Source organism: Streptomyces sp. NPDC101490 (genome assembly GCF_044767145.1).
Taxonomy (GTDB): Bacteria; Actinomycetota; Actinomycetes; order Streptomycetales; family Streptomycetaceae; genus Streptomyces.
In genome coordinates this window covers 1-22,723 of the sequence record NZ_JBIWNI010000003.1, presented here as the reverse complement: position 1 = coordinate 22,723, position 22,723 = coordinate 1, and the positions used below count along the sequence as shown (strand labels likewise).

At 71.0% G+C, this 22,723-nt stretch carries 23 protein-coding genes, 1 rRNA gene and 1 pseudogene; 18 read left to right on the top strand and 7 right to left on the bottom strand.

What is annotated here, in order from left to right:
* The first annotated feature begins 8 nt into the window (after positions 1–8).
* From fabG to ACIRQY_RS07775, 3 genes are all read left to right on the top strand, one after another.
* On the top strand, positions 9–713 hold the full coding sequence (fabG, locus tag ACIRQY_RS07785) for a 3-oxoacyl-[acyl-carrier-protein] reductase (RefSeq protein ID WP_403922879.1): 705 nt from the start codon (positions 9–11) through the stop codon (positions 711–713).
* 4 nt (positions 714–717) lie between these two features.
* The gene (fabI, locus tag ACIRQY_RS07780; protein WP_351796281.1) at positions 718–1,494 is read left to right on the top strand and encodes an enoyl-ACP reductase FabI; all 777 of its coding nucleotides are present in this window, start codon (positions 718–720) and stop codon (positions 1,492–1,494) included.
* 279 nt (positions 1,495–1,773) lie between these two features.
* Entirely contained in the window at positions 1,774–2,220 is a 447-nt protein-coding gene (locus tag ACIRQY_RS07775) for a hypothetical protein (protein WP_351796284.1), read from the top strand.
* On the opposite strand, the gene ACIRQY_RS07770 is transcribed toward ACIRQY_RS07775, so the two are convergent.
* Positions 2,141–2,878 (bottom strand): FCD domain-containing protein, encoded by a 738-nt coding sequence (locus ACIRQY_RS07770; protein ID WP_351796287.1) that lies wholly within the window; start codon positions 2,876–2,878, stop codon positions 2,141–2,143. The genes ACIRQY_RS07775 and ACIRQY_RS07770 overlap by 80 nt on opposite strands.
* Positions 2,879–2,940: 62 nt before the next feature.
* Between ACIRQY_RS07770 and ACIRQY_RS07765 the strand changes: the two genes are divergently transcribed.
* The 4 genes from ACIRQY_RS07765 (at position 2,941) to ACIRQY_RS07750 (ending at position 5,435) form a co-directional block, all read left to right on the top strand.
* Positions 2,941–4,386, top strand: coding sequence for a CynX/NimT family MFS transporter (locus tag ACIRQY_RS07765; RefSeq protein WP_403922876.1), 1,446 nt, complete (start codon positions 2,941–2,943; stop codon positions 4,384–4,386).
* A gap of 17 nt (positions 4,387–4,403) precedes the next feature.
* Positions 4,404–4,520 (top strand): SGM_5486 family transporter-associated protein, encoded by a 117-nt coding sequence (locus ACIRQY_RS07760; protein ID WP_351796293.1) that lies wholly within the window; start codon positions 4,404–4,406, stop codon positions 4,518–4,520.
* Between the two features lie 157 nt (positions 4,521–4,677).
* Entirely contained in the window at positions 4,678–4,881 is a 204-nt protein-coding gene (locus tag ACIRQY_RS07755) for a hypothetical protein (protein WP_351796296.1), read from the top strand.
* Between the two features lie 35 nt (positions 4,882–4,916).
* Positions 4,917–5,435, top strand: a complete 519-nt coding sequence (locus ACIRQY_RS07750; protein ID WP_351796299.1) for a histidine phosphatase family protein — start codon at positions 4,917–4,919, stop codon at positions 5,433–5,435.
* Between the two features lie 480 nt (positions 5,436–5,915).
* On the opposite strand, the gene serB is transcribed toward ACIRQY_RS07750, so the two are convergent.
* A complete protein-coding gene (gene serB, locus ACIRQY_RS07745; protein WP_351796302.1) occupies positions 5,916–7,130 on the bottom strand; it encodes a phosphoserine phosphatase SerB in 1,215 nt (404 codons plus the stop codon).
* Between the two features lie 355 nt (positions 7,131–7,485).
* Between serB and ACIRQY_RS07740 the strand changes: the two genes are divergently transcribed.
* Positions 7,486–10,074 (top strand): FHA domain-containing protein, encoded by a 2,589-nt coding sequence (locus ACIRQY_RS07740; RefSeq protein WP_403922873.1) that lies wholly within the window; start codon positions 7,486–7,488, stop codon positions 10,072–10,074.
* Positions 10,075–10,177: 103 nt separating this feature from the next.
* Here the strand turns inward: ACIRQY_RS07740 and ACIRQY_RS07735 are convergent, their stop codons facing one another.
* Entirely contained in the window at positions 10,178–10,924 is a 747-nt protein-coding gene (locus tag ACIRQY_RS07735; RefSeq protein WP_403922871.1) for a transglycosylase SLT domain-containing protein, read from the bottom strand.
* 427 nt (positions 10,925–11,351) lie between these two features.
* On the opposite strand from ACIRQY_RS07735, the gene ACIRQY_RS07730 reads away from it, so the two are divergent.
* From ACIRQY_RS07730 to ACIRQY_RS07720, 3 genes are all read left to right on the top strand, one after another.
* Positions 11,352–12,497 (top strand): GAF domain-containing sensor histidine kinase, encoded by a 1,146-nt coding sequence (locus ACIRQY_RS07730; protein ID WP_351796311.1) that lies wholly within the window; start codon positions 11,352–11,354, stop codon positions 12,495–12,497.
* Positions 12,490–13,134, top strand: a complete 645-nt coding sequence (locus ACIRQY_RS07725; RefSeq protein ID WP_351796314.1) for a response regulator transcription factor — start codon at positions 12,490–12,492, stop codon at positions 13,132–13,134. Before ACIRQY_RS07730 ends, ACIRQY_RS07725 begins: the two co-directional genes overlap by 8 nt.
* 152 nt (positions 13,135–13,286) lie before the next feature.
* Positions 13,287–13,529 (top strand): chaplin, encoded by a 243-nt coding sequence (locus tag ACIRQY_RS07720; RefSeq protein WP_351796345.1) that lies wholly within the window; start codon positions 13,287–13,289, stop codon positions 13,527–13,529.
* A 409-nt stretch (positions 13,530–13,938) separates the two neighbouring features.
* On the opposite strand, the gene ACIRQY_RS07715 is transcribed toward ACIRQY_RS07720, so the two are convergent.
* Positions 13,939–14,730 carry a hypothetical protein gene (locus ACIRQY_RS07715; protein ID WP_403922868.1) on the bottom strand — a complete coding sequence of 264 codons (792 nt, stop codon included), beginning with the start codon at positions 14,728–14,730 and terminating at the stop codon, positions 13,939–13,941.
* Positions 14,731–14,876: 146 nt separating this feature from the next.
* Between ACIRQY_RS07715 and ACIRQY_RS07710 the strand changes: the two genes are divergently transcribed.
* The 4 genes from ACIRQY_RS07710 (at position 14,877) to ACIRQY_RS07695 (ending at position 18,076) form a co-directional block, all read left to right on the top strand.
* Complete coding sequence (locus ACIRQY_RS07710) at positions 14,877–15,674, top strand: ABC transporter ATP-binding protein (RefSeq protein WP_351796318.1); 798 nt, start codon at positions 14,877–14,879, stop codon at positions 15,672–15,674.
* A gap of 75 nt (positions 15,675–15,749) precedes the next feature.
* Positions 15,750–16,178, top strand: coding sequence for an NfeD family protein (locus tag ACIRQY_RS07705; protein WP_351796321.1), 429 nt, complete (start codon positions 15,750–15,752; stop codon positions 16,176–16,178).
* Between the two features lie 93 nt (positions 16,179–16,271).
* Positions 16,272–17,210, top strand: a complete 939-nt coding sequence (locus ACIRQY_RS07700) for an SPFH domain-containing protein (protein WP_351796324.1) — start codon at positions 16,272–16,274, stop codon at positions 17,208–17,210.
* Positions 17,211–17,302: 92 nt separating this feature from the next.
* Positions 17,303–18,076 carry a sulfite exporter TauE/SafE family protein gene (locus ACIRQY_RS07695; protein WP_403922865.1) on the top strand — a complete coding sequence of 258 codons (774 nt, stop codon included), beginning with the start codon at positions 17,303–17,305 and terminating at the stop codon, positions 18,074–18,076.
* A gap of 66 nt (positions 18,077–18,142) precedes the next feature.
* Here ACIRQY_RS07695 and ACIRQY_RS07690 read toward each other — a convergent pair whose 3' ends face one another.
* The 3 genes from ACIRQY_RS07690 to ACIRQY_RS07680 all read right to left on the bottom strand — a co-directional run bounded on the left by ACIRQY_RS07690 (position 18,143) and on the right by ACIRQY_RS07680 (position 20,195).
* Positions 18,143–18,649, bottom strand: coding sequence for an HNH endonuclease (locus ACIRQY_RS07690; RefSeq protein ID WP_351796330.1), 507 nt, complete (start codon positions 18,647–18,649; stop codon positions 18,143–18,145).
* A gap of 164 nt (positions 18,650–18,813) precedes the next feature.
* Positions 18,814–19,353, bottom strand: a complete 540-nt coding sequence (locus ACIRQY_RS07685; protein ID WP_403922863.1) for a YbhB/YbcL family Raf kinase inhibitor-like protein — start codon at positions 19,351–19,353, stop codon at positions 18,814–18,816.
* A gap of 59 nt (positions 19,354–19,412) precedes the next feature.
* A complete protein-coding gene (locus ACIRQY_RS07680; protein WP_351796336.1) occupies positions 19,413–20,195 on the bottom strand; it encodes a sporulation protein in 783 nt (260 codons plus the stop codon).
* A gap of 77 nt (positions 20,196–20,272) precedes the next feature.
* Here ACIRQY_RS07680 and ACIRQY_RS07675 point away from each other — a divergent pair.
* The 3 genes and pseudogenes from ACIRQY_RS07675 to ACIRQY_RS07665 form a co-directional block, all read left to right on the top strand.
* Positions 20,273–20,530, top strand: a pseudogene (locus ACIRQY_RS07675) (DNA-3-methyladenine glycosylase); the annotation flags it as partial.
* A gap of 14 nt (positions 20,531–20,544) precedes the next feature.
* Positions 20,545–21,156, top strand: coding sequence for a DNA-3-methyladenine glycosylase (locus tag ACIRQY_RS07670; protein WP_403922861.1), 612 nt, complete (start codon positions 20,545–20,547; stop codon positions 21,154–21,156).
* 1,298 nt (positions 21,157–22,454) lie between these two features.
* Positions 22,455–22,723, top strand: a 16S ribosomal RNA gene (locus ACIRQY_RS07665); the annotation flags it as partial.

The following is a 22,723-nucleotide window of genomic DNA, read 5'->3' as shown; positions in this document are numbered from 1 at the left end:
GTGATCCGTTGAGCCGCTCGGTTCTCGTCACCGGAGGAAACCGGGGCATCGGCCTCGCCATCGCCCGCGCGTTCGCCGAGGCGGGCGACAAGGTCGCCATCACGTACCGTTCCGGCCAGCCTCCGGAGGGGTTCCTCGCGGTGCGGTGCGACATCACCGACGGCGACCAGGTGGAGCGGGCGTACAAGGAGATCGAGGAGAAGCACGGTCCGGTGGAGGTCCTCGTGGCCAACGCCGGCGTGACGAAGGACCAGCTCCTGATGCGGATGTCCGAGGAGGACTTCACGTCCGTCCTCGACACCAACCTCACCGGCACCTTCCGGGTCGTCAAGCGTGCCAACCGGGGGATGTTGCGCGCCAAGAAGGGCCGGGTCGTCCTGATCTCCTCGGTCGTCGGTCTGCTGGGCTCGGCGGGCCAGGCCAACTACGCCGCCTCCAAGGCCGGCCTGGTCGGTTTCGCCCGTTCCCTCGCGCGTGAGCTGGGCTCGCGCAACATCACGTTCAACGTCGTCGCCCCCGGCTTCGTCGACACCGACATGACCGCGGTGCTCACCGACGAGCAGCGCGCGGGCATCGTGGCGCAGGTGCCGCTGGGCCGTTACGCGCAGCCCGGGGAGATCGCCGCCGCGGTGAAGTTCCTCGCCTCGGACGACGCCTCGTACATCACTGGAGCCGTCATCCCGGTTGACGGCGGATTGGGCATGGGTCACTGATCACATGAGCGGAATTCTCGAGGGCAAGCGCATTCTGATCACCGGTGTGCTGATGGAGTCCTCCATCGCCTTCCACGCCGCGAAGCTGGCCCAGGAGCAGGGCGCGGAGATCATCCTCACCGCCTGGCCCCGGCCGTCGCTGACCGAGCGCATCGCCAGGAAGCTGCCCCACCCGGAGAAGGTCAAGGTCCTGGAGCTCGACGTCTCCAACGACGAGCACCTCGCCCGCCTCGAAGGCCAGGTCCGCGAGCACCTCGGTGACCGTCTCGACGGCATCGTGCACTCGATCGGCTTCGCTCCGCAGGACGCGCTCGGCGGCAACTTCCTCCACACGCCGTTCGAGTCGGTCGCCACCGCCATGCACGTCTCGGCCTTCTCGCTGAAGTCCCTGACGGTGGCGCTGCTGCCGCTGATGACCGAGGGCGGCTCCGTCGTCGGCCTCACCTTCGACGCGCAGTACGCCTGGCCGCAGTACGACTGGATGGGCCCGACCAAGGCCGCCCTGGAGGCCACCAGCCGTTACATGGCCCGTGACCTGGGCAAGCAGAACATCCGCTGCAACCTGATCTCGGCGGGTCCGCTCGGATCGATGGCCGCCAAGTCCATCCCGGGCTTCGACGGGCTCGCCTCCGTCTGGGACAGCCGCTCCCCGCTGGAGTGGGACCTCGCCGACCCGGAGCCGGCCGGCCGCGGCATCGTGGCGCTGCTCTCCGACTGGTTCCCGATGACGACGGGCGAGATCATCCACGTCGACGGCGGTCTGCACGCGATCGGCGCGTGACCGTCCGGCATCCCGCGTGACCGTCCGGCACCTCGTGTGACCGTCCGGTGCCGCGCGTGACCGTTCCGCGTCATGCCCGAGCGGGACCGGACCCTTCCGTCCGTCCCGCTCCTCCCGTCACGGTCCCCGTGACGCCCCAGGGCCGTGCGCCCGCCCCCGCCGGGCGGCGCACGGCCCTCGGCGTTCCGCAACTCCTGCCCGACTCGAAAAGTCACGCGAACCAGCCCAGACTGGGGCGGAGCGTGATGTTCCTGCTACGGGCGGGGAGGAGGTGCGGACATGCGCGTCACCCGGCAAGGACTCGGTGTCACCGTCTCCGTCGCGGTCCTCTTCACCGGCATGGCCGTCGCCGCCGAGGTGAGGGCCGCGCCCGCCCCCGCCGAGGACCTTCCGGCCGCCGCCCCGGCGCGGCGCGGGGAGAGCGGCGAGCCGGAGAACTTCGGCGCCTCCTGCCGGACCGTGGTGCGGGGCTCCCACGTCACCGCGCACTGCCAGAACCCGTACCTCATCACCGACCGGGTCCGGCTGCACGTCGAGTGCGACCGCTGGTGGGACGTGGACACCGACAGCGCCCCCGCGGAGGTCGGCCCCGCCGACTACGCCCGGCTCGACGGCCGCTGCTGGAAGGAGGTCCGGGCCGCCTGGCTCACCCACCAGCCCGCGGACCGGACTCCGGCTCCGGTGCACCGGCCCGCGGACCGGACTCCTCCGGTACGGGGCTCCTGAGGCACATGAAGGGGTAACCGGCCGCCTCCGCGCCCGCCCGCTCGGCGTCGCCCTCCCTGACGGCGTCCACCAGACGCGCGTGGTCCATGTGGTTCTCCGGCCGCAGCACCTGCCCGATGTCGTCGCGCAGCCACTGCCGCAGCAGATCGCCCAGGTCGGCGTAGAGCTCGGTGAGCACCTCGTTGCCCGAGGCGGCGACGACCGCGTGGTGGAAGGCGGCGTCCACGGTCACGAACCGCTCCGCGTCCCCGGACTCCCAGGCCTCGTCCCGCCGTACGAGGAGCGCGTCGAGCTGCTTCAGGTCCCGCTCGGTGCGCCGGGCGGCGGCGAGCCGGGCGGCGGCGGACTCCAGCGTCGAACGCAGCTCGGCGACGTGCCGGGGGTCGGAGCCCGCGAAGCGGCGGTGCATGACGCCCGCCAGCTCGCTGGTGGCGATGACGTACGTCCCCGAGCCCTGGCGGATGTCGAGGAGTCCGTTGTGGGCGAGCGCCCGCACCGCCTCGCGGACCGTGTTGCGGGCCACCCCGAGCTGCTCGACCAGCTCGGGTTCGGTCGGGATGCGGGACCCCACCGGCCACTCGCCCGAGGTGATCTGGTTCCGCAGCTCGGCGATCACCTGATCGGAGAGACCTGCGCGCCGCGGGTGACCGAGGGCCATGGAACACCTTCCGTTCGTTCGGGATTGGACAACCAATCATCCCATGATTCTATGATGGCCTCATGCCAGACGAGCCGAAGACCCTCGACCCCGCCGCACGACCGGCCGGGAGCACCGCCGCGGCCGGGGACGTCGGCGCGGCTGCCGCCTCCGTACCGGCCGCCTCCGTGCAGGCAGCCACCCCGCTGGGCGCTTCCGCGCCGGGGGCTTCCGCACCGGGGGCTTCCGCGAAGGCGGGCGGAACGGCCGCCGCCGACCCACCCGCACCCGCCCCGGCGCTCCGCTGGACCCTCGGTCTCGTCACCGTCGGCCTCGTCCTCGCCGCGCTGAACCTGCGCCCCGCCATCACCAGCCTCGGCGCCCTCCTCGAAGACGTCAGCGCCGACCTGCACATGAGCGGCAGCCTCGCCGGGGTCCTGACCTCCGTGCCGCCGCTCTGCTTCGCGGTCTTCGGCATCACGGCCCCGCGCCTCGCCCGCCGCTTCGGCCCCGCCGCCGTCGTCTGCGCGGGCATGGCCGCGATCTTCGCGGGGCTGGTCCTGCGGTCCTTCGCCACCGGCACCCCCGCCTTCCTGGCCGCCAGCGCCCTCGCCCTGATGGGCATCGCCGTCAGCAACATCCTGATGCCCGTCATCGTCAAGCGGTACTTCCCCGACCGCGTCGGCAGCATGACCGGCCTCTACTCCATGGCGCTGGCCCTCGGTACCTCCCTCGCCGCCGCCGCCACCGTCCCCGTGACCGAGGCCCTCGGCGGCGACTGGCGCCTCGGCCTCGGCATCTGGGCGGTGCTCGCGGCCCTCGCCGTACTGCCCTGGCTGCCCCTGGTGCGCGACCGCGCCATGACCACGGCCACGCCCCCGGGCGCACCGGCCGCCTCCGCCGGAGCCGCGCCGACCGGCGGGTCCGGCCCGGTCGCGTCCGCCGCCGCCCCGCGTGTCGGCCGCAGCCCCACCGCCTGGGCGCTCGCCGTGTTCTTCGGACTCCAGGCGACCGGCGCCTACATCACCATGGGATGGATGCCGCAGATCTTCCGTGACGCGGGCGTCTCCGCCTCCACCGCGGGCGTGCTCCTGGCCGTCACCATGGTCATGGGCGTCCCGCTCGCCTTCGTCATACCCCGGCTCGCGAGCCGGATGAGGACCCAGGGCCCGATCGTCGTCGCGCTCGGACTCTGCGGACTCACCGGCTACACCGGCCTGTTCCTCGCCCCGGCCGGGGGGGCCTGGGCCTGGGCCGTCCTCCTCGGCATCTCCAACTGCGCCTTCCCGCTGGCCCTCACCATGATCGGAATGCGCTCGCGCACCGGCGTCGGAGTCGTCCGGCTCTCCGCCTTCGCGCAGAGCGTCGGCTACCTCATCTCGATCCCGGGCCCCCTCCTCGTCGGCGTGCTCTACCAGCACAGCGGCGGCTGGGGACTGCCGATCGCGCTCATGGGCGGACTGATGATCCCGCAGATGATCGTCGGCACCCTGGCGGGGAGGGACCGGACGGTCGAGGACGAATGCTGAGATGCGAGACTGTTCCCATGCCAGTCCTCGAACCCAACCCCCCGAACGGCCAGAAGAAGCTGCTCATCGTCTTCGGCACCATGATCGGTATCACGGTCGTCATCGGCGTCATCGCCTCCCTCGTCTCCCCCTGACACCCCGGCACCCCACCCCGGGGTGGAGGTAACCCCCCTATCCCCTAGGGGGCAGGTCTCAGGGTGAAGTGGGTGGATCACCTGATGGGCCGGAGGGGCCGCGATCCCTAGATTGGAGACACAGGGAAAACGGAGACTCTCACCCATGGAGGCGGTCATGTCGGCCCACACGTACACCCGGGCCCGGCCCACGGCGAGCGGCGTCGACACCCGGCTGCCCTGGTGGGCCCTGGCCCTTCCGGTGGCCGCGTTCCTCGCCCTGCTGCTCCTGATGACCGGTTCGGGAGAGGCCCAGGCGCCCCTCGGGGCCCATGGGGTCGGAGGGTTCCTGGAGCGCGTTCAGCAAACGCTCTCTCTCTGAGTCGACACGGCCTGTTTCATGCGAAGCTGAGCACCATGAGCGTCGACACACCCCGCAGGATCGCGCTGCTCCGACACGCCAAGGCGGACTGGAACCAGGAGTCGGACCACGAGCGCCCCCTCGCCGAGCGAGGCCGCGCGGACGCCCCCCTGGTCGGCCGCAAGCTCGCCGGGACCGGCATCGGCTTCGACCTGGCCCTCTGTTCGACCGCCCTCAGAACGCGCGAGACCTGGAAGCTGGCCGTGCAGGCACTGCCGGAGCGCCCCAGGACCGTGTACGAGGAGCGGTTGTACGAGGCGTCGCTGGGTGAGCTCATCGCCCTGCTCAACGAGGTGCCGGACGAGGTCTCCGACCTCCTGGTCATCGGTCACAACCCGGGGATGCACGCCCTCGCCGACGCCCTCGCGGGCGAGGCCGAGGAGGACGCCCTGGCCCGGATGAACCGCAGCGGCTTCCCGACCTCGGCCCTCGCCGTCCTCACCTTCGGCGGCTCGTGGAAATCGGTCGAGCACGGCGTCGGCCGCCTGGCCGAATTCTGGACCCCGCACGCCTGAGCCCGGCGCCCCCGGAGCCCGCCCCGGCGACCGCTGCCGGGAGGGCGTCCGGGCCTTCCCGAACCAGAGACTTCCGAGCCCCGCCCCCACGGCTCCGTGCCTCCTGCCCCGGCCGCCGGAGCCGTCTTTCCGCGTGCTTCGCGCGCCGGATCCCGTACGGCCCTGACGAGTACGGCCCTGGCCAGTACGCCCCGAATCGGTACGGCCCTGAACCGGTGCGGCGCGACGGCCCGGACCCGTACGGCGCGACTCCGCACGCCTGGACCCCGCGGGCCCGAGCCCCCGTCCCGGCGGGTCGCCCGGCGCGTGACGGCGCGCGGCACGACGAAGGGGCCCGGCCGTCCGACGACGACCGGGCCCCTCCTCCGTACTCCCGTGCTCCCGTACGGCTTCCGCTTCCGCCCGGCGGGTGCCCCGCTCCGTGCGGCGGGGTCTTCGCTCAGCGGGGCCGGGTCCCCACTCGGTACGGGGGCCTTCCGCTCAGTGCAGCAGGTCCTCGCCGCCGTCCGCGGCCTCGACCTCCTCGCGGGTGATCCCCAGGAGGTACAGCACGGTGTCCAGGAACGGCACGTTCACCGCCGTGTCCGCGGCCCGTCGCACCACCGGCTTCGCGTTGAAGGCCACCCCGAGTCCGGCGGCGTTCAGCATGTCCAGATCGTTCGCCCCGTCGCCGATCGCCACCGTCTGGGCCAGCGGCACTCCCGCCTCCTCGGCGAACCGGCGCAGCAGCCGTGCCTTCCCCGCCCGGTCCACGATCTCGCCGGTCACCCGCCCGGTGAGCCTGCCGTCCACGATCTCCAGGGTGTTGGCGGAGGCGAAGTCGAGCCCGAGCTGTTCCTTCAGATCGTCCGTGACCTGGGTGAACCCCCCGGAGACGACCCCCACCTGGTAGCCGAGCCGCTTGAGCGTACGGATCAGGGTCCTGGCACCGGGCGTGAGCCGTACCTCGGCGCGGACCTTCTCGACCACGGAGGCGTCGAGCCCGGCCAGCAGCTCCACCCGCGCGTGCAGGGACTGCTCGAAGTCCAGCTCCCCGCGCATCGCCGCCTCCGTCACCTCGGCGACCTTGTCCTCGCAGCCCGCGTGCGCCGCGAAGAGCTCGATCACCTCGTCCTGGATCAGCGTCGAGTCGACGTCCATGACGACGAGCCGCTGGGCCCGCCGGTGCAGTCCGGCGGAGACCACGGCCACATCGACGCCGATGGTGTGCGCCTCGATGGCCAGCGCCGTCCGCAGCGGCTCGGTCCCACAGCCGGAGACGGCGAACTCGACCGCCGTGACCGGGTACTTCGCCAGCCGGAAGATACGGTCGATGTTGCCGCCGGACTCCGTGATCCTGGCCGCTATGGCCGCGGTCTGCTCCGAGGTCAGCGGGTTGCCCAGCACGGTGACGTGCGAGCGCCCCTCGCCCCGGGGACGGTTGTCGCCGGTGCCGGAGATGATCTCGGCCTGGAGCTTCATGGACTCGGCCCAGCTGTGCACGGTGGCGCGGAGCTCGCCCTGCGAGGCGACGGTCGGCTCGGTGACGAGCGCGCACAGGACGAGACGGCCGCGGGAGACGACCTGCTCGATGTCCACGACGTCGACGGAGTAGGCGGCGAGGGTGTCGAAGAGTCCCGCGGTGATCCCGGGACGGTCCTTCCCGAAGATCTTGACGAGAAGGGTGGGAACGTCTGAGGTCTGCGATGCGCTCATGGTGCGTCCACCGTATCGGGCACGCCCCGCCACCCGGCTCCCCGTCCCGCCCAGCGGACACCCGAGTGGTCGCGCGGATGCCCCGGAGGCCCCTCGTGCGGTACGCGCGGGCGCGCGGGCGGATCCAAGCGATGGCGAGCGGCAGCCGATGGCGAGCGGCAGCGAAGGAGGGACGGAACGAAGAGGCGGAGGTTCCGCCGGGGCCACGCCCCACCCGACTCCGCGCCGGGGCCACGCCCAACCCCACTCCGCGCCCGGCCCGACTTCCGGAGAGGGGACCGGGCCTGAAATAGTTCCCCCCGGATGTTCGCCATCCCTGGACTCCCGGCGACGGGGGGACATCGGGGGACAAGTAGTGGGGCATGGAGTGCCGGAACTCGTACTGGAATTGAACGGAAGAACCTGGACGCTCGACCCGTCCAGGTCGTACACCCTGGGCCGTGATCCACAGGGTGACCTGGTCATCGACGACGCCAGGGTCTCGTGGCGCCACGCCACGGTCAGCTGGGGCGGCCGGAGTTGGGTCATCGAGGACCACGGCTCCACCAACGGCACGTTCCTGCGGGGGCAGCGGATCCACCAGATGGAGATCGGCCCCGGCTCGGCCGTCCACCTGGGCAACGCGACCGACGGCCCGCGGCTGAATCTCGCCGCCGCCGGACAGCAGGTCCAACAGCAGCCGCAGGCCCAGCAGCCGCAGCCGCAGTCGCCGGTCGCCCAGCAGGTCCCGGCCCACCAGCCGGCCGAGCAGGCGGGGTGGGCCGGGCACGACGGCCCGCCGCTACAGACGCCGCCGCAGCAGCAGGGCTGGCAGCAGGTCCCGCCCGCACAGCCGCAGGCGCCGCACCAGCAGGTACCTCATCAGCACGTACCGCACCAGCCGCCGCACCAGCAGGGTCCCGACGGCGTCGCGGGGGCGTCGTCGGCCTATGCCGACCGCAGCCCGACCACCTTCCACCAGCTGGCGCTGGGCCGCGTCATGCGGATCGGCCGTGCGCTCGAGAACGAGCTGGTCGTCTCCGACCTCCAGGTCTCCCGCCACCACGCCGAGTTCCGCTCGACGCCCGCCGGGCGCTTCGAGATCCGCGACCTCGGCTCGCACAACGGCACGTACGTCAACGGCCAGCCGATCCCCAAGGGCGGCGCCGCCGTCCTCGGACCGCAGGACATCGTCGGCGTCGGCCACTCGACCTTCCGGATCGTCGAGGGCCGACTCGAGGAGTTCGTCGACACCGGCTCGGTCTCCTTCTCCGCCCGCCACCTCACGGTCACCGTCGACGGCGGCAAGCAGATCCTCAAGGACGTCTCCTTCGGCGTCCCGGAGAAGTCGCTGATCGGCGTCATCGGCCCGTCCGGCTCCGGAAAGTCCACCCTCCTCAAGGCCCTGACCGGCTACCGCCCGGCCAACGAGGGTGACGTCCTCTACGACAACCGGAGCCTCTACAAGCAGTTCGCCGAGCTGCGCCAGCGCATCGGTCTGGTCCCGCAGGACGACATCCTGCACAAGGAGCTGACCGTCCAGAAGGCCCTGCGCTACGCGGCCAAGCTCCGCTTCCCCGGCGACACCGCCACGGCCGAGCGCGAGGCCCGCATCGACGAGGTGCTGCGCGAGCTGAAGCTCGACATCCACAAGGAGAAGAGGGTCACCTCCCTCTCCGGCGGCCAGCGCAAGCGCGTCTCGGTCGCCCTGGAGCTCCTCACCAAGCCCTCGCTGATCTTCCTGGACGAGCCGACCTCCGGTCTCGACCCGGGCATGGACCGCGATGTCATGCAGCTGCTCCGCGGCCTCGCCGACGACGGCCGTACGGTCCTCGTCGTCACCCACTCGGTGGCCGAGCTGGGCCTGTGCGACAAGCTCCTGGTGATGGCCCCCGGCGGCTCCGTGGCGTACTTCGGCCCGCCGGAGGAGGCGCTGAACTTCTTCGGCTACTCCACCTGGGCCGATGTCTTCTCCGCCTTCGAGAACTACCGCGACTACGACTGGGCGGGCCGCTGGAAGGGCTCACAGCACTACCAGCTGTACGCGGCGGACATCGACGCCGTCGCCGCCCAGCCCGTGCAGATGCCCCACCAGGCGATGGTCCGGCCGCCGAAGCCCCAGGGCTGGGGCTCCCAGCTGTGGACCCTGATCCGCCGCTACGTCTCCGTGATCGCCTCCGACCGGGGCTTCCTGGCCCTGATGGTGATCCTCCCGGCCGTCCTCGGCGCGGTCTCGGTGGTCATCCCGGCCGACTTCGGCCTCGGCGCGCCCAAGCCGCCTGCCCGTTTCAACAGCGACGCTGGAACGATCATGCTGATCCTCGCGGTCGGCATGTGCTTCAGCGGCGCGGCCAACTCCGTCCGTGAGCTGATCAAGGAACGGGTCATCTATGAGCGGGAGCGGGCCACCGGCCTGTCCCGCTCGGCGTACCTGATGTCCAAGGTCATCGTGCTCGGCGTGATCACCGCCCTCCAGGGCGTCATCATCTGCGGCATCGGCTTCTCCACCCGGGCGCTGCCCGCCGAGGGCCTCCTCATGCCCCCGGCCGTCGAGCTGTGCGTCCAGGTCATCGCCCTCGGCCTGACCTCGATGATGGTCGGCCTGGTCATCTCCGCGCTGGTGAAGACCGCCGAGAAGACCATGCCGCTGCTGGTCATGTTCGCGATCGTCCAGGTCGTCTTCACCGGCGTTCTCTTCCAGGTCTACGGCTCTCCCGGCCTGGAGCAGTTCGCCTGGCTGATGCCGTCCCGCTGGGCCATCGCGGGCGCGGGCGCCACGCTCGACCTGGGGCACCTGATGCCGCCGTGGGACCGCGACAACCCGCTCGAGACCGACCCGCTGTGGGAGCACTCGGTCGGCCAGTGGAGCCTGGACCTCGGCGTCCAGCTCCTGATGGCGACGATCTGCTGCGTCCTGGTCGCGCGCCTGCTGCGCCGCCACGAGCCCGAGGTCATGCGCAAGTAGCGGCCGGGCGTCCGTACGCCGAAGGGCGGCACCCCTGACACGGGGTGCCGCCCTTCGGCGTACGACGGCGCGGAGCGGCGGACCCGGTGCGGTCCGCGCGGGCTCAGTACGCGCTGTTGACGTTGTCGATCGAGCCGTAGCGGTCGGCCGCGTAGTTGGCGGCGGCCACGAGGTTGGCGACCGGGTCGTACTGGTCGAAGGCGGTGCCGGGCACGTGGTACGCCTTGAAGGTCGGGTAGATGACCTGGAGCAGACCCTTGGACGGGACGCCGTTGACGGCGTTGATGTCCCAGTTGTTGATGGCGCGGGGGTTGCCGCTGGACTCGCGCATGATGTTCTTGTGCAGACCGTGGTAGCTGCCGGGGATGTCGTGCTTGTCCATGATGAACAGGGCCTCGCGGATCCAGCCGTCGAGGTTGTTCGCGAAGACCGGGGCGCGGGTCACGGAACGGTTCGCGGCCGCCTGCTCGGCGGCGCGCTTCTGCGCGTCGGCCTGCGCCTTGGCCCGGGCGTCGGCCTTGGCCTTCGCCTCGGTCCTGGCCTTCGCGTCCGCCTGTGCCTTCGCGTCCGCCTTGGCCTTCGCCTCGGTCTCCTGCTTGGCCTTCAGCCCGATGGTGCTCTGCTGGTCGGCGATGCTGGCGGCCAGCGCCTTCGCCTGCGGGCTGTTCGCGTCGTACGACCAGGAGACCTGCTGTGCCCCGGAGAGGGCCTGCGGCTCCGTCTCGGTGCCGCCGTTCCCAGGGACGAGGGAGAGGGCGAGGGCCCCGGCAGCGAGAGCGGCCACACCGGCGGCGGCGGCCTTGTGGGTCTTCTTCAGACCACGACTGTGGCCAGGGGTGTTCGCAGACATAACGGACTACCTCTTCGAATCGCTGGGGGTCGCTCGGCCGGGGCGGCGCTGCGCCTGCTCGGCGGCGACGAGGGCAATTCTTAGCGGCGGCAAAATGCTGTGGCAAAGGTGCTACCTACGATCCCGGATAGTGGATCAGGGGCCCGTGTGCAGGCCACGGATGGGTCCTGATGTCTGACTCACCCCGGTCTGGGGCCGCCCTGGGGCACCCACTAGGTCGCTTCGTAAGTGATGTGCGTCCTATGCGCGGGCTCACACCACCCCTACCTCGAACTCACCCCACGTTGCTGAAGCAACGCGTTCGGTGAGTGCTCTCCTCCTTCCGGGGGAGAAAGTCCCGGGGGTCCTGCGACCTAGGTCCCCCGTCCCGTCCGCCGAGGTCCCCGGACGGATACGCAGTGTCACGACCCGCCGGTACGGTGAACACATGAGCCATCGACCCAGCTCCGGCCTGGCAGCCGTGAGCACCGCCCTCCTCGCGATGAGCAGACACCTGGAGGTCCGCGACGTCCTCAAGACGATCGTGGCCTCCGCCCGCGAGCTCCTTGACGCCGAGTACGCGGCCCTGGGCGTCCCCGACGACCACGGCGGCTTCGCCCAGTTCGTGGTCGACGGCGTCAGCGACGAGCAGTGGAAGGCGATCGGTCCGCTGCCCCGGCAGCACGGCATCCTGGCCGCGATGCTCCACAAGGCCGAGCCCGAGCGGCTCGCCGACGTCCGCCGTGACCCCCGCTTCGAGGGCTGGCCGGACGCCCACCCCGAGATGTCCGACTTCCTCGGCCTGCCCGTCCGGGACGGCGACGAGACCCTCGGCGCGCTCTTCCTCGCCAACAAGCGCTGCCCCAAGGAGGACGGCCGCTGCGGCTTCACCGCCGAGGACGAGGAACTCCTCTCGATCCTCGCCCAGCACGCGGCCATCGCCCTCACCAACGCACGCCTCTACGAGCGCAGCCGCGAGCTGACCATCGCCGAGGAGCGCTCCCGCCTCGCCCACGAGCTGCACGACGCCGTCAGCCAGAAGCTCTTCTCCCTCCGGCTGACCGCCCAGGCCGCCGCCGCCCTCGTCGACCGCGATCCCGCCCGCGCCAAGGACGAGCTCCAGCAGGTCGCCGCGCTCGCCGCCGAGGCCGCCGACGAACTGAGGGCCGCCGTCGTCGAGCTCCGCCCCGCGGCCCTCGACGAGGACGGCCTCGTCCACACCCTCCGTACCCAGATCCAGGTCCTCGACCGCGCCCACAGCGCCCGCGTCACCTTCGAGAGCGCCGGAACCAGGGCCCTGCCCGCCGCCCAGGAGGAGGCCGTGCTCCGCGTCGCCCAGGAGGCCCTGCACAACGCCCTGCGGCACGCCGAGGCGGGACACGTCGCCGTCTCCCTGGCCCGAGCGGGCCAGGGCGCCCGGCTGACCGTCGCCGACGACGGCAAGGGCTTCGACCCGCGTACGGTCCGCAGCGCGGGCCGCCACCTCGGGCTCGTCTCCATGCGGGACCGGGCGAACGGCGTCGGCGGATCGCTCACCGTGACCTCGGCCCGGGGCGAGGGCACCACGATCGAGATGGAGGTACCCGGTGGCTGACAAGCGGATCCGCGTCCTGCTGGTCGACGACCACCAGGTCGTCCGCAGAGGACTGCGCACCTTCCTGGAGGTGCAGGACGACATAGAGGTCGTGGGGGAGGCCTCCGACGGCGCCGAGGGCGTCGCCAGGGCCGAGGAGCTGCGCCCCGACGTGATCCTCATGGACGTGAAGATGCCCGGCACCGACGGGATGGAGGCGCTGAAGCGGCTCCGGGGGCTCGCCAACCCCGCCAGGGTCCTCGTCGTCACCAGCTTCACCGAGCAGCGCACGGTGGTGCCCGCGCTCCGCGCCGGTGCCTCCGGATACGTCTACAAGGACATCGACCCGGACGCGCTGGCCGGCGCGATCCGCTCGGTCCACGCCGGGCACGTGCTGCTCCAGCCCGAGGTCGCGGGCGCGCTCCTCTCCCAGGAGGACGCGCCGGGCGGCACCGGCCGGGGCTCGACCCTCACGGAGCGGGAGCGCGAGGTGCTCGGCCTGATCGCGGACGGCCGCTCCAACCGCGAGATCGCCCGCGCGCTCGTCCTCTCCGAGAAGACGGTCAAGACCCATGTCTCGAACATCCTGATGAAACTCGACCTCGCGGATCGCACCCAGGCGGCCCTCTGGGCGGTCCGGAACGGCCTCACCGACTGACGCGCCCCCGAACGCGCCGGGCGCACGACCGTTCAATACTTCATACCGTCGTGTGTATGTCCCCCGTTCGGCGCAACCTCGCGGGAGGTGCGGCGTTCTCCATGGCGTGCTGCGGCGGACCGGCCGCAGCGATGACCAGGAGGAAGTACCCAGTGAAGAACCTCAAGAAGGCCGCCGCCCTCACCATGGTCGCCGGTGGCATCGTCGCCGCCGGTGCCGGTGTCGCCTCCGCCCACGGGGCCGACGCCACGGGGCAGGCCCACCACTCGCCGGGCGTCGCCTCCGGCAACCTGGTGCAGGTCCCGGTCCACGTCCCCGTGAACGTCTCCGGCAACACGGTCAACGTGATCGGCCTCCTGAACCCGGCCTTCGGCAACGGCGCCTTCAACGGCTGACCACCGCACGCAGGACCCGACCGGCCCCCGGCACCCCCGGGGGCCGGTCCCGTGTGCGGGGACCTCGCCCCCCTGCCGTACGCCCCGAACCAGGCACCCGGTGGCACCCGCCCCGAGCCCAAGCGGCCGGACCCGCCCCCGGCCACCCCACGACCCCTCGCCCCGCGAAGGCGAACGCGGGAGGGCACGAGGGCACGGACATCAGGGAGAGGGCCTCGCCCCGGCCTCGCCCCGGCCTCGCCCCGGCCTCGCCCCGGCCTCGCCCCGGCCTCGCCCGGCCTCGCCCCGGCCTCGCCCCGGCCCCGCCCGGCCCCGCCCGGTCCGGGCGGACACACGCGGTCGCGGGTCTCGGGGTTCTGGCCGGACGCACACGGAGACAGCGCGAGACGCATGGGCGAGGGCACGGTTCTCAGCCCTCCCGCTCCCGTTCCCTCTCCTCCACGTACGCGTTGTACGCCGCCACCTGCGCCCGCCGGGCCGCCCGCTCCACCGGCCGCAGCGCCGCCCCCCGCGCCGCCATCTCCGAGGCGCTCACCGCGCCCCCGTGCCCGTGGTCGTACGCCAGGTCCACCAGCAGCCCCACCCGCTGCGCCAGCTCCAGGACCCGCACCGCCCGCGCCGGATACCCCGGCGCCAGCACCTCGCGCCCCACCTCCGCCCGCGCCCGGTACGCCTCCCGCACCGCGTCCGCCACCGGCCCCGAGGCCGCCACGTCCAGCCGGGTCAGCACCGCCGTCGCCTCCCGCAGCCCCTCCGCCAGCTCCCGCTCCGCCTCCCCCAGCGAGGGCACGTCGGCGGGCGGCGCCTCCCGCACCGGAAGGCACCGCCACACCACCGACACCCGCACGTCACCCCGGGGCCCCGCCTCGGAGACCTCCGGCACGAGCCCGTACGGGGCGCCGAAGCCCACCACGGCCTCCTCCGCCTCCAGGGCGCGCGCGTTGAAGTCCGGCGGCCCGCTCAGCCCCAGCGGATGCCCCGGCGCGGGCAGCGCCACCCGCCACCCGGTCACCCCGAGCCCCCGCAGCCGCCCGAGCGCCAGCGTCAGCCCCACCTGCCCGGCCTCACCCGGCAGCCCCTCGACGCGGTGCACCGCGTCCTCCCCGACAATGGCCAGCGCCGCCTCGTCCGGCGACACCACCCCGGCCAGCAGGGCATTGCCCCATGCGGCCAGGCGTCCTGAGCGTGGTTCAGAAAGCATCCCCCCAGACTAGGCCGCGCTCGCCGGCCCAAAGGAAGCCCTAGGGACCGGCCCGTCCTGCCGATAACGTAGGTTTTCCCCTGGACGCCGCGCCCACCGGCGCAAGGCGACGACACGACTCGACCGCAAGGGGAGACAACGCGCTCATGAGCGATGTACTGGAGCTGGTGGACGTATCCGTGGTCCGCGACGGACGGGCTCTGGTGGACGAGGTCTCCTGGTCGGTCAAGGAGGGCGAGCGCTGGGTGATCCTCGGACCCAACGGCGCCGGAAAGACCACCCTTCTGAACATCGCCTCCAGCTACCTCTTCCCCACCCGCGGCACCGCCCGCGTCCTGGGCGAGCAGCTCGGCGGCGTCGGCACCGACGTGTTCGAGCTCCGTCCCCGCATCGGCATGGCGGGCATCGCCATGGCGGAGAAGCTCCCCAAGCACCAGACCGTCCTGGAGACCGTCCTCACCGCCGCGTACGGCATGACCGCCACGTGGAACGAGGACTACGACCCGGTCGACGAGGAGCGCGCCAAGGCATTCCTCGACCGCCTCGGCATGAGCGACTACCTGGACCGCAGGTTCGGCACCCTCTCCGAGGGCGAGCGCAAGCGCACCCTGATCGCCCGCGCGATGATGACCGACCCCGAACTGCTGCTGCTCGACGAGCCCGCCGCCGGCCTCGACCTCGGTGGCCGCGAGGACCTCGTCCGCCGTCTCGGCCGCCTGGCCCGCGACCCGTACGCCCCCTCCATGATCATGGTCACCCACCACGTCGAGGAGATCGCCCCCGGCTTCACCCACGTCCTGATGATCCGCCAGGGCAAGGTCCTCGCGGCGGGCCCGGTGGAGATGGAGCTGACCTCCCGCAACCTCTCGCACTGCTTCGGCCTGCCGCTCGTCGTCGAGCGCGCCGGTGACCGCTGGACCGCCCGGGGCCTCCCCCTGAAGTGACGCACCCGGCGCCGGCGCCCCGCACAGCCGCCCGCGCCCTGTCCCAGGGGGCCCCACCCGCCCTACCATGACCAGGTGGACATCGACGCGTGGATCTGGTGGCTGATCGGCGCGGTGGGGCTCGGCATTCCGCTGGTCCTGACCGCGATGCCGGAGTTCGGCATGTTCTCCGTGGGAGCGGTGGCGGGGGCGGTGACCGCGGCCCTGGGCTTCGGCGTCGTTCCCCAGGTGCTCGTCTTCGTCGTGGTCTCGGTGGCGCTCATCGCGGTGGTGCGCCCCATCGCCGCCCGCCACCGCGGCGGCGGGCCGGGCATCGCGACCGGGATCGACGCGCTGAAGGGGCGTCAGGCCGTCGTCCTCGAAAGGGTCGACAGCCACGGCGGCCGCATCAAGCTCGCCGGGGAGATCTGGTCCGCCCGCACCCTCGACACCGGACAGACCTTCGAGCCCGGCGAACAGGTCGACGTCGTCGACATCGACGGGGCGACCGCCGTCGTCATGTGACCGAACCTCGCCCATGACGTCCCGACGTCTGCGAAACTCGATCATCGGAAGCAACCCGGCAGTCAACCGGCAGCGAAGGGCACGGGGAACACGATGTCAGCAGTCATCATCGTCCTGATCATTCTGGTGGTGCTCGTCTTCATCGCCCTGATCAAGACGATCCAGGTCATCCCGCAGGCGAGCGCGGCGATCGTCGAGCGGTTCGGCCGCTACACCCGCACGCTCAACGCCGGGCTGAACATCGTCGTCCCGTTCATCGATTCGATCCGCAACCGGATCGACCTGCGCGAACAGGTCGTGCCGTTCCCGCCGCAGCCGGTGATCACCCAGGACAACCTCGTCGTCAACATCGACACGGTCATCTACTACCAGGTCACCGACGCGCGGGCCGCGACCTACGAGGTCGCCAGCTACATCCAGGCGATCGAACAGCTCACCGTCACCACCCTCCGCAACATCATCGGCGGCATGGACCTGGAGCGGACCCTCACCTCCCGCGAGGAGATCAACGCGGCCCTGCGGGGCGTTCTCGACGAGGCCACCGGCAAGTGGGGCATCCGCGTCAACCGCGTCGAGCTCAAGGCCATCGAGCCGCCGACCTCCATCCAGGACTCGATGGAGAAGCAGATGCGCGCCGAGCGCGACAAGCGCGCCGCGATCCTCACCGCCGAGGGCACCCGCCAGTCCGCGATCCTCACCGCCGAGGGCGAGAAGCAGTCCGCGATCCTGCGCGCCGAGGGCGAGTCCAAGGCCGCCGCCCTCCGCGCCGAGGGCGAGGCCCAGGCCGTCCGCACGGTCTTCGAGGCCATCCACGCGGGCGACCCGGACCAGAAGCTCCTCTCCTACCAGTACCTCCAGATGCTTCCGAAGATCGCCGAGGGCGACGCCAACAAGCTCTGGATCGTGCCCAGCGAGATCGGCGACGCCCTCAAGGGCCTCTCCGGAGCCTTCGGCAACGTCCCCGGCGGCGCACCCGGCTTCAATACCAAGAGCGCCGGACCCGAACGACGCGACGAACCGCCGGTTGACTGACACGTACACGTAACACTCGTGCATGATCGGTACGAGCCCCTCGACCCGGACGACCTCAGGGCGGGGAGGCGACTCACTGACCATGTAAGGAGATGGCGTTGTCCATCTGGGAAGCCCTGGCGGTCTTCGCCGCCGGCATCGGCGCCGGCACCATCAACACCATCGTCGGATCGGGAACGCTCATCACGTTCCCGGTCCTCCTCGCGACCGGACTCCCTCCGATCACCGCGAACGTCTCCAACGCCCTCGGACTCGTCTCCGGCTCCGTCAGCGGAGCCATCGGCTACCGGCGCGAGCTCAAGGGCCAGAAGAACCGTGTCCTGCGTCTCGGCTCCGCCGCCCTCCTCGGCGGCCTCATCGGCGCGATCCTGCTGCTCGCCCTGCCGTCCAAGGCCTTCGACGCGATCGTCCCCGTCCTCATCGGACTCGCACTCGTCCTGGTCGTCCTCCAGCCCCGGATCGCCGCCGTCGTCAAGCGCCGCCGCGAGCTGACCGGCACCGAGGCCCACCCCGACGGCGGCCCCGTCCTCCTCGTCGGACTCTTCTTCGCCAGCATGTACGGCGGATACTTCGGCGCCGCCCAGGGAGTCCTCTACCTCTCGCTCATGGGCCTGCTGCTCCATGACGAGCTCCAGCGGATCAACGCCGTCAAGAACATCCTCGGCGCCCTCGTCAACGCCGTCGCCGCCGTCTTCTTCCTCTTCGTCGCCGAATTCGACTGGACCGCGGTCCTGCTCATCGCCGTCGGCTCCACCCTCGGCGGCCAGATCGGCGCCAAGATCGGCCGCAGACTGCCGTCCGCCGCGCTGCGCGGAGTGATCATCACGGTCGGCGTCGTCGCCATCCTCCAGCTCACCCTGTGCTGACCCCGACAACGGGAAGGGCCCGCCTCCCTCACCGGGGAAGACGGGCCCACACCGTACGAGAAGGGGTTACGCGGCCGCCCCCGCCAGCCACTCCGGCAGCTGGGAGCGGTCACCGGCCCGCATCGCGAGCAGCATCGCGTCCGCGGGAGTCGGCTCGAACGGCTGCCGCAACAGCGGCATCCCGGCCTGCTCGGGCGTCCGGTCCGCCTTGCGGTGATTGTCCTCGGCGCAGGAGGCGACCGTGTTCAGCCAGCTGTCCCCACCACCCTGGGCGCGCGGCACCACGTGGTCCACGGTCGTCGCCCGCCGCCCGCAGTACGCGCACCGGTGCTGGTCGCGCACCAGCACCCCCCGTCTCGACCACGGCGCCTGTCTTCGGAAGGGCACCCGCACGTACCGGCAGAGCCTGATCACCCGCGGCACCGGAAGATCGACGGCCGCGCCCCGCACACGGAGATCGGGATGGGCGTGCTCGACGACGGCCTTGTCCGTCAGGACGAGCACCACCGCGCGGTTGAGCGTGACCGTCGACAGCGGCTCGAAGCTCGCGTTCAGTACCAGCGTTTCCCGCATGGGTGCCCACCTCCCGTGTGCAGGTCCGGCCCCCGGACGGGGCGACGGGACCTGGATCAACGATGGCCGGGACGGCCGGGTCGGACAACGCAATTTCCGCGCAACAAAAGATGCCCGCTTCTGATCTCTCCAAGACCAGAAGCGGGCAAACAACAAACGAACGATCAGACCCCCGCAGGAGCCGCGTACTCACCGACCAGCTGGGCGCGCCCCAGCGTGTGGAAGCGCAGGTTGAAGCCCACCACCGCGGGCGACACGTCCCCGTCGGGCCCGAGCCTCTCGCTGTCCACCGCGTACACCGTGAAGACGTACCGGTGCGCCGGGTCCCCCGCCGGGGGAGCCGCCCCGCCGAAGTCCTTCGACCCGTAGTCGTTCCGTACGTGCGTGGCACCGGCGGGCAGTCCCTCGAAGGCACCGGAGCCGACGCCTGTCGGCAGCTCCGTCACCGACGCCGGGATGTCGAACAGCACCCAGTGCCAGAACCCGCTGCCCGTCGGGGCGTCCGGGTCGAAGCAGGTGACGGCGAAGCTCTTCGTCTCCGCCGGGAAACCCTCCCAGCGCAGCTGCGGCGAGGTGTTCCCCGCCGCGTACACCTGCGCGTCCTTCAGGACCCCGCCCGGCGCGATGTCGTCGCTCACCACGGTGAACGCCGCCACCGGCGGATGGAAGTCGTGGGGGAGCGGCGCCCTCTTGCCCTCGGACACGTCGAAAACCTCCGAACCTCACGCCCGTGCGCTGCCTCGGCAGCCTGACGGGACCGAGCCTAGAGCCAGTTGCGACGGCCGCCGACCTCGGCGAGCCACTGGTTCAGGTAGGCCGCCCAGTCGGTGGTGTGGAAGTCGTGCAGCCCGACCTTGAAGGCACGGAAGGAGTCGCTGCCCTCCGTGAACAGACCCGGCTTCTTGTCCATCTCCAGGATGACGTCCATCTCGCGGTCGTCCGCGACGAAGCTGACCTCGACCTGGTTGAGCCCCCGGTACTGCTGCGGCGCGAAGAACTCGATCTCCTGGTAGAACGGCAGCCGCTGCCGCGTCCCCCGGATGTGCCCGCGCTCCATGTCCGCGCTCTTGAAACGGAAGCCCAGCTGGAGGAAGGCGTCCAGGATCGCCTGCTGCGCGGGCAGCGGGTGCACGTTGATCGGGTCCAGGTCGCCCGAGTCCACCGCGCGGGCGATCTCCAGCTCGGTCGTCACACCGATGTGCATCCCGCGCAGCTGCTGCCCGGAGACCGAGGTCACCGGGGTCTCCCAGGGGATCTCCAGACCGAACGGCACCACGTGCACCGCGCCGGCCTGCACCTGGAAGGCACCGCCGAGGCGCACCTTGACGAACTCGATGTTCTGCTTGTGCTCCTGGTCACCGCCCTCGACCTCGACCCGCGCCTGGAGACCGACCGACAGTCCCTCGATCTGCTGGTCGACACTGCCGCCCTGGATACGGACCTCACCCTGGACGACCCCGCCCGGGACCACGTTCTCCTCGGTGAGCACCGTCTCCACGGTGGCCCCGCCGGCGCCCAGGCTCGCGAGCAGCTTCTTGAATCCCATGACTTTCACTCCTTCTCGGTCCTGACCCCTACATACGCGCAACGACGGTAACCGGTTCCCCACTACGCTCGGACGCCATGAGCGAGACCCCCGACCGTACGCCGCTCCCGCGTTCCTGCTCCGACCGTCCGGTCCTGGGGGTCGCGCCCGATCTCCTGGGCCGCACGCTCCTCCACCGCGCCCCCGAGGGAACACGGGAACCGCGCCTCAAGGAGGTGGAGGCGTACGCCGGTGCCGTCGACCCCGGCTCGCACGCCTTCCGGGGCCGCACCGCGCGCGACGCGGTCATGTTCGGCCCGCCGGGACACGTGTACGGCTACTTCACCCACGGCATGTCAAGGCGGTCGGCATGAACATCGACTTCCTTGCCCACCCGGCCGAAGAGGTCGCCCCCAAGCTGCTTGGAACCGTCCTCACCTGCAAGAACCCCGAAGGGACCGTGAGCATCGCCATCACGGAGACCGAGGCGTACTCCGGTGCGACCGACCCGGCTTCCCACGCCTACCGAGGCCGGACAGCCCGTAACGCCGTCATGTTCGGACCCGCGGGGCACCTGTATGTCTACCGGTCCCACGGTCTCCACTGGTGCGCCAACGTCGTCACCGGAGCAGAGGGGGTGGCTTCGGCCGTCCTCATCCGGGCGGGCAGGATCATCGAAGGGGAAGCCCTGGCGCGCGAGCGGCGAGGAGCGGAGGTCGAGAGCGCGCGCCTCGCACGGGGCCCGGGGAACTTCTGCCGGGCGCTCGGCATCACGGCGGAGCACAACGGCATGGACGTTCTCACAGGAGCCTCGGTCGTGCTGTCCGAGGGCGAGCCGGTACCCGCCGCGCACATCAGGGTCGGCCCACGGGTGGGCGTGAGCAAGGCTCACGACTGGCGGCACCGCTTCTACCTCGCCGACGATCCGACGGTCTCGGCGTACCGACTGAGCCCGAGAGCCAAGCCGCCCACCGGAGCCTGAACCGCGGAGATCGGGCACAGAAGACGGGTGATCGCTCGCGAGCGCACAAGCGGTGGGTACGAGATCACCGCCCGACTTTCGCCACAGGTACTCGCTGTCGCCCAGGCCGACGCGCACACGCCGCGATGCCAGGTCTGCAGGCTCGGCTCCACGCAGGAGTCCAGCGGGTCCGCCGGGCAGGTGATGCACCGGCCACCCGCACACGTGTAGACGCGGTACCGCTCGCCTGCCGCGTTCTTCCCGCTCCACCCTTGAGCGACGACGGCCCGGCACTCCGAGCAGCGGACCACGCCGGACAACAGGGCCTTGCGCTTCCCGCCGCCACCCGTGTTGCGCTCGGGGTCGCTCAGGTGGCGGATCAGAGCACGGCATACGCCCTCGGAGACGATCGCCTCCCAGTTGCCCGCCCTGATCTCCTCGGTCCGCCGCTCCCCGCTCCGTCGAAGCCGACGTGTCCTTCTCGACGATCGTGGCCACGACCGACCAGCCCTTCCGGTCGCACAGCGCCTGACTCGGCTCGACCTGTTGTGTCAGGTTCCCGCCCTTGGACTCCTCGCCCCTCCACCCTCGGCATCGGCGTCTCCCTGAACGGCCCGGACACCTGCGGCGGATCGGACGCCCCGGTGGGCCTGCTGACCGGGACCCCGCCCGTGTCGGCAGCCATCCGCAGCGGACCTCGTACGGGGGTCCGCGGCGACGGTGCCCCGCACGCCTGGCGCCTCTGGATCGACGACGATCCGACGGTCAGCCCCTACCGGCCCCACACGCCTCGCAAGCGCCCCCTTGACTCCGGGCGTGCGACCGTCTAACGTAGCCCGAGCAGTTGGACACGGGCCTGCCTGCTTGTTCAAGCACCCCGCAGCTGCCACCCACTACTCAAGATGACTCCCCAGCAGGGGCTTATTTCGGCGTGCCGAAATTCGAATTCGAATGACTCGATTATGAGTCGCCGAAGAAATCAGCTAACGTAGTGGACACGCCGAGAGGCAAGGCCGCCAACAGGCCACTGGATATGAAATCCGAACCGGAAACGGAGCGGAAAACGATCTGGTAAGGTTGGAAACACGAAGGGAAAGCTCGGAGGAAAGCCCGAGAGGGTGAGTACAAAGGAAGCGTCCGCACCTTGAGAACTCAACAGCGTGCCAAAAATCAACGCCAGATTAGTTGATACCCCGTCCATCTTCGGATGGTCGAGGTTCCTTTGAAGTAAAAACACAGCGAGGACGCTGTGGACAGTCGGCCACATTCCGGCATGACTGTCCCGCTCAACGCGAGTGTCACCCGATCTCGGGTAAACATTCACGGAGAGTTTGATCCTGGCTCAGGACGAACGCTGGCGGCGTGCTTAACACATGCAAGTCGAACGATGAAGCCTTTCGGGGTGGATTAGTGGCGAACGGGTGAGTAACACGTGGGCAATCTGCCCTTCACTCTGGGACAAGCCCTGGAAACGGGGTCTAATACCGGATAACACTCCTGCCTGCATGGGCGGGGGTTAAAAGCTCCGGCGGTGAAGGATGAGCCCGCGGCCTATCAGCTTGTTGGTGGGGTAATGGCCTACCAAGGC

Coding starts and splice junctions, on each gene's coding strand:
- ACIRQY_RS07710 (WP_351796318.1), top strand. CDS start 14,877: ATGAGCGATGTACTGGAGCTGGTGGACGTATCCGTGGTCCGCGACGGA.
- ACIRQY_RS07760 (WP_351796293.1), top strand. CDS start 4,404: ATGCCAGTCCTCGAACCCAACCCCCCGAACGGCCAGAAGAAGCTGCTC.
- ACIRQY_RS07680 (WP_351796336.1), bottom strand. CDS start 20,195: ATGGGATTCAAGAAGCTGCTCGCGAGCCTGGGCGCCGGCGGGGCCACC.
- ACIRQY_RS07700 (WP_351796324.1), top strand. CDS start 16,272: ATGTCAGCAGTCATCATCGTCCTGATCATTCTGGTGGTGCTCGTCTTC.
- ACIRQY_RS07715 (WP_403922868.1), bottom strand. CDS start 14,730: ATGCTTTCTGAACCACGCTCAGGACGCCTGGCCGCATGGGGCAATGCC.
- ACIRQY_RS07695 (WP_403922865.1), top strand. CDS start 17,303: ATGGCGTTGTCCATCTGGGAAGCCCTGGCGGTCTTCGCCGCCGGCATC.
- ACIRQY_RS07755 (WP_351796296.1), top strand. CDS start 4,678: ATGTCGGCCCACACGTACACCCGGGCCCGGCCCACGGCGAGCGGCGTC.
- ACIRQY_RS07765 (WP_403922876.1), top strand. CDS start 2,941: ATGCCAGACGAGCCGAAGACCCTCGACCCCGCCGCACGACCGGCCGGG.
- ACIRQY_RS07730 (WP_351796311.1), top strand. CDS start 11,352: ATGAGCCATCGACCCAGCTCCGGCCTGGCAGCCGTGAGCACCGCCCTC.
- ACIRQY_RS07750 (WP_351796299.1), top strand. CDS start 4,917: ATGAGCGTCGACACACCCCGCAGGATCGCGCTGCTCCGACACGCCAAG.
- ACIRQY_RS07690 (WP_351796330.1), bottom strand. CDS start 18,649: ATGCGGGAAACGCTGGTACTGAACGCGAGCTTCGAGCCGCTGTCGACG.
- ACIRQY_RS07670 (WP_403922861.1), top strand. CDS start 20,545: ATGAACATCGACTTCCTTGCCCACCCGGCCGAAGAGGTCGCCCCCAAG.
- ACIRQY_RS07735 (WP_403922871.1), bottom strand. CDS start 10,924: ATGTCTGCGAACACCCCTGGCCACAGTCGTGGTCTGAAGAAGACCCAC.
- ACIRQY_RS07775 (WP_351796284.1), top strand. CDS start 1,774: ATGCGCGTCACCCGGCAAGGACTCGGTGTCACCGTCTCCGTCGCGGTC.
- serB (WP_351796302.1), bottom strand. CDS start 7,130: ATGAGCGCATCGCAGACCTCAGACGTTCCCACCCTTCTCGTCAAGATC.
- fabI (WP_351796281.1), top strand. CDS start 718: ATGAGCGGAATTCTCGAGGGCAAGCGCATTCTGATCACCGGTGTGCTG.
- ACIRQY_RS07770 (WP_351796287.1), bottom strand. CDS start 2,878: ATGGCCCTCGGTCACCCGCGGCGCGCAGGTCTCTCCGATCAGGTGATC.